The 5,122-nt window shown below is 23.1% G+C and carries 5 protein-coding genes; all 5 read right to left on the reverse strand.

Features of this window, described 5'->3' with window-relative positions:
• Positions 1-636 precede the first annotated feature (636 nt).
• Positions 637-1,110 carry a hypothetical protein gene (locus tag BP997_RS01480; RefSeq protein ID WP_413828706.1) on the reverse strand — a complete coding sequence of 158 codons (474 nt, stop codon included), beginning with the start codon at positions 1,108-1,110 and terminating at the stop codon, positions 637-639.
• A 225-nt stretch (positions 1,111-1,335) separates the two neighbouring features.
• A complete protein-coding gene (locus BP997_RS01485; protein ID WP_413828708.1) occupies positions 1,336-1,806 on the reverse strand; it encodes a MarR family winged helix-turn-helix transcriptional regulator in 471 nt (156 codons plus the stop codon).
• A gap of 87 nt (positions 1,807-1,893) precedes the next feature.
• Positions 1,894-3,279 carry an MFS transporter gene (locus tag BP997_RS01490; protein WP_413828710.1) on the reverse strand — a complete coding sequence of 462 codons (1,386 nt, stop codon included), beginning with the start codon at positions 3,277-3,279 and terminating at the stop codon, positions 1,894-1,896.
• 199 nt (positions 3,280-3,478) lie between these two features.
• Positions 3,479-4,114: a zinc ribbon domain-containing protein gene (locus BP997_RS01495; RefSeq protein WP_413828712.1), complete on the reverse strand. Its 636-nt coding sequence runs from the start codon at positions 4,112-4,114 to the stop codon at positions 3,479-3,481.
• Positions 4,115-4,118: 4 nt separating this feature from the next.
• On the reverse strand, positions 4,119-4,712 hold the full coding sequence (locus BP997_RS01500) for a double zinc ribbon domain-containing protein (protein WP_413828714.1): 594 nt from the start codon (positions 4,710-4,712) through the stop codon (positions 4,119-4,121).
• Positions 4,713-5,122 lie beyond the last annotated feature (410 nt).

The raw sequence follows: 5,122 nt of genomic DNA on the forward strand, positions 1-5,122 counted from the left end.
AGAAAATACAAAAAAATTGTAAATTAAATACGTTATAACATAATAGTCACGTTAAGAAGTACACATAAAAAAATAGACAGAGTAATACACATAAAATACAGATTCATTACATCTTACATATCAGACATAACAATCAAATATCACCACATCTACAAAACCAACATCAAATCATAATAATTAATATTAGATTCTCACGAACATTATAATAAATCAAATAATTGATTTAATACAATTTTATAAATATAATAAATTTAGCACATGCGAAAAGCAGTCATCAAAATTAATTGTAAAAATACATAAAATTAAGACTAACGCCATAAACACATGGCACAACCTATAAGGAAAGTTACAACAAAGATAAAATCTAATAAAAATATTTGCAAAAACTAATATTTTAACAATAACTTAAATAATATAAAAGTTTTCAACACAAAAGCAATCCTAAAGAAAAATAATTAAAATATGAATGTTTAAACCAAAAATAATTTTCATAAAAATAAAATTCATAATACTAATTAATCAAATTCTCATAAAAACTAGAGCATAAAAAATAGTTATAATATATTTAGAAAAAAACCTAATAAAGTGATAAAAAAAGTTATAATATTTATTTCAATTAATTTAAAATAAATTATTTTAAGAATCTTCATTATTAACTATTGTCTTTAAATCATTAACTTCATTTTTTAAAGTATCAATAACTAGTTTAATAACTCCTTCTTCAATTAAACTATATAAATCATAATCTTTAGTTATAATCTCATATTGACCTGTTTCTAATAAATCCATTAAATGAATAAATACATATTCTTCTTGCATCTTCTTAGATTCTTTAATCTTTAAATTTTCATATAAATTAAATAATAATCTTTTTACAATAGTAATAAATTGTTTTTTTTCATCATAATTTTCATCTAAGACATAATCAGATGGTAAAAAATCAGTTTTTAACACATATAAATTAGAACGATTATCTCCTTTATTACTATGTAATGCATAGCCAAAACCATCTATTTGGATTAAGTAAATATAAAAATCCTCATAGATTTCAATTTCAACTTTCTTTAATTCTTTAGGTATAGATAGACAATCTAAATTTTTAACTATCATATTAAAATCACAAAAAACACTTTTTTTATATTTTCATTACTGCTTTATATGTAAATTTAAAATTTTACTTAATAATTATTAAAAATTATTTATTAATTAAAATTATATTTTTAACTTATATAAAACATCCTATTATAATTATTAAGATAAATTAAAAAAAGTTTAAGTTTTATTTTATTATATATTATATTAAATTGTAAAAGAATTAAAAATTAGAAAAAATTTTTAAAGTTTAGAAGGACATTTCAGATATAATGATTTTGTCATATCTATCATTAAATATTTAAAATCTTTAATTTTTTCATCTGAAAACTCATCTCTTAAAGATTTCTCAAAATTTTCATCTATATCCTCAAATTGTTTTGCAAGATTTCTCCCTTGATCTGTAAGGACTATAATTTTAGCACGTTTATCTTCAGGATTGACTTGTTTTTTAATCAAACCTTTCTTTTCCACTCTTAAAACTAATCGTGTTATACTTGCTTCATTAACTTTAAGAACTTTTGCAATTTTTTCTTGAGAACTAAAACCATATTTATTTATTAATGATATAAATAATCCTTGATTGTAAGTAATATCTAATTCTTTTAATAAATAATTTAAATATTGAAGGTAAAATTTATTGAAAGTTGATATAGTAAAGCCTAAATTAATTTCATTTATATTAAATTTAAGTTCAGAAGTTTTTTTATCCATTTTAATCATTTTAAAATATTTTGAGTATAATATAAATAATTTTTTCTTTATTTGAAAAAAATAAATAAAGAGTATAACATCTTTTTTTTATACTGTTGTGATTTTTTCTTTGTCTTTAATGAAGAATATTGTTAAAAATAAAGTAACAAAGCATAAAATAGTTACTACAAGTGATGTTATGTCAAATGCAAAAATTGAAATATTATTATGTGCGATTGTTCCATTAGCTACAAAACTCATTATTACTGTTAAGACTACAGATCCTGATGCTGCTATTATTTGTTTTATTGTATTGTTTATTGCTGTTGCATCTTCAATATCAGCCATAACAATACTTAGTGACCAGTTGATTATTGCCATCATTCCTAATCCTACTCCTGCACATCTTAAAATTTGGCAGATAGCCATTGTTAATGCAGTAGTAGTCATATTGAAAAATATCATTGGAAAAGATCCTACTATTAATAAGATTGTACTTATAAATGATATTTTACGTATTCCATATTTTTCAGCCCAAGAAGGACCGAATAAACTAAGAATTATCATTGCTATGCTTCCAGGCAATAATATTAAACCAGAAGTTGTTGCATTAAATCCTTTTATGTTTTGTGCAAAAATTGGATAAATAGCCATGATTCCAATTAATAGAAAGTTCATTATTGAAATTATTAAAGTTCCAACTACAAAGTATTTATTTTTTAAACTAGTTAAATTAAGTAATGGTTTTTTAAGTTGTTTTTGACGATACACAAATAGTCCTAAACATATTAACCCAATTATTAATGGTATGAAAACTAATGCATAATTTAAATTTATTGAAATATTAGATACTCCAAACATTATTCCTGTACATGCTATTACAGATAATATGATAGATAATAAATCTAATGGATAATCTTCTGTTTCAATTAATTTTTCAGCAAATAAACATATTAATGTTGTTATTAAAATTCCAAGTACGGTTAATACTTCAAATATTAATCTCCATCCACTAAAATCTACAAGTAGTCCACCTAATGTTGGTCCAAGTGCTGGTGCTACTCCTATTGTCATTCCTGCTACTCCCATTGTTACTGCCCATTTATCTTTTTCTACAATTTTATAAATTGAAATTTGTAAGATGGGGAATAGAATTCCTGTTGCCGCTGCTTCTAATATTCTTCCTATAATTAATAGTGAAAAGTTTGAAGCTAAAAATGACATTATAGATCCAATTGTGAAAATTAATGATGCTGATAGAATTAATGTTTTTGTTGAAAATTTATGTGTTAAGTATGCTGTTGGAGGTATCATTACTCCAATAGTTAGTACATAACTTGTTAGTACCCATTGGACCATTGTTGAACTTATATGGAAATCATTTATCATCCCATCAAAACTTGTGGTTACTATTGTTTGTGCCATATATCCAAGGCCAGTTAATATTAACATTAAAACTAAAGTTATAATGTTCTTTTCATGTTCTGTGTCCATATTTTTTTCCTCCAAATGTTTTTTTTAAATAAAATATTTAATTGCTTAGACAAGTATAATTTAATGAGAATTCATTACCAATTTTTAAAAAGATATAAAAAAGCAAAAAAAGCTTGCCTAAGCAAGTATATTATTTTATGTAATATACTATATAAAACCTTACAAAAAAAATTAAAAAAAGTGAAATTTAATTAAAAATTTAATGAAGTGTGGATATTATAATATTTACAGGATTATCAGATTTTTGAACACTCCAATCCAAATCATTAGACATTAAAGCAGTTATAGTTAATTGTTTACCCTCTTTAACAACATAATACTTATATTGATCTTTATAAAAACTCAAAGGAGCACTATAATGCTCTTCAGTTACACTTAAACCATTAATATAAACATTTCTTTGACCTACTAAAAGATACCCAGTAATAGCTTGATAATCTTGCTGATTATCCACACCAGGTATTATTCCTATAGAAGTTAACTCTTTAAAATTATTCATTAAGAGCATATCATTATTACTATTTTCTTCATCAACTTCATAACCAAAAGGTAAATTAAATTTCCCTTCAGATCCTAAATCAACTGTTTGATTTAATGCAGTATAATAAATAATTGCACCTATACTAGCTAAAACTATTACAGCAATAATTAAAATAATGCTTAAATTTTTTAAACGTACTTTATCATTTGGATTTAATGAATGATACTTAGTAGTTAATCCTTTAAAACTTAAGTTCTTTTCTGATTCAAGATTTTCTAAAGGTTTTCCACAATATTTACAAAATTTATCCTTCTTTGGTATTTCTTCTCCACAATTTGGACAATAAAGTTTCAAAAAATTAAGCCCCCATATTAATTATTTTATTATGAAGTTCTGGGAAAATTTCTTTTAATTTAAATCCTATGAAACTAAAAACAACACTTAATATTACAGAGCAAGTTAAATCTGTTAAAAATTGGATGTAAATAAAATACATTGTAGCAGGCATTGAACTTAAAAAATTCATAAGAAGATTATAATCTATAATTACTAATGATAAAACTGAAAGAATTAAACTGTAAATTAATAAGTCAACTAAGTTATTATTAATACTTAAATATCCAAGGATTAAAGCCCCAATTATTACTGGATAAATGTTTTGTGAAACTAATCCTATTATACTATTTATTATTAATCCTATGAGAATTGGATAATATTTTTTATAGTATTCATCTGAATTTTCTACTTTGACTTCCTGTTTTGAGTTTATCTTTTCTATTTGACTTCCACATTTTTCACAATAAATTGCACCTTTTCTTAATTTCCCTCCACATTTAGGACAAAAAAGGATCGGTGGTATTTTCTTAGCTTGTGATAGTTTACATCCACATTCTGTACAGTATTCCATTTTATTTTCATATTCTTGACTACATTTTGGACAAATCTTTGACAAGCCCTAGCAACCCCTTTATTGTTTTAAAAAATATTTAATTTATAATAGTTAATCTATTGAGTGTTAATATTTAAATTCACCTATTATTTGTTCATATATTATGGAACAATACGGATTTTTAGATTATTTAAAAATAAGGATTCCTAAAATTTTTTAGAAAAAATATATATAAATAAAAGACCATATTCATTATTATCCAGGTGCCTGTTTATATGTAAATTTTTTTTAGGACTCTTAAAAAAAAATATAAGTAAATTAAGCCTGAAAAATAAGAAAAACATATGTTAAAGTGGGATTTAATAAAAAGAGAGAAAAAATTTTTAGTAAATATTGGCTCTGTAGAAACCCTATTTTTGAGGTATTTTTGTTGATCTGTAGAAGTTGTAAAATGTGTTTTTGAGTTTGGTTTC

Source organism: Methanobrevibacter sp. UBA412 (assembly GCA_002495685.1).
In the GTDB taxonomy this organism is placed as follows: Archaea; Methanobacteriota; Methanobacteria; order Methanobacteriales; family Methanobacteriaceae; genus Methanobrevibacter_A; species Methanobrevibacter_A acididurans.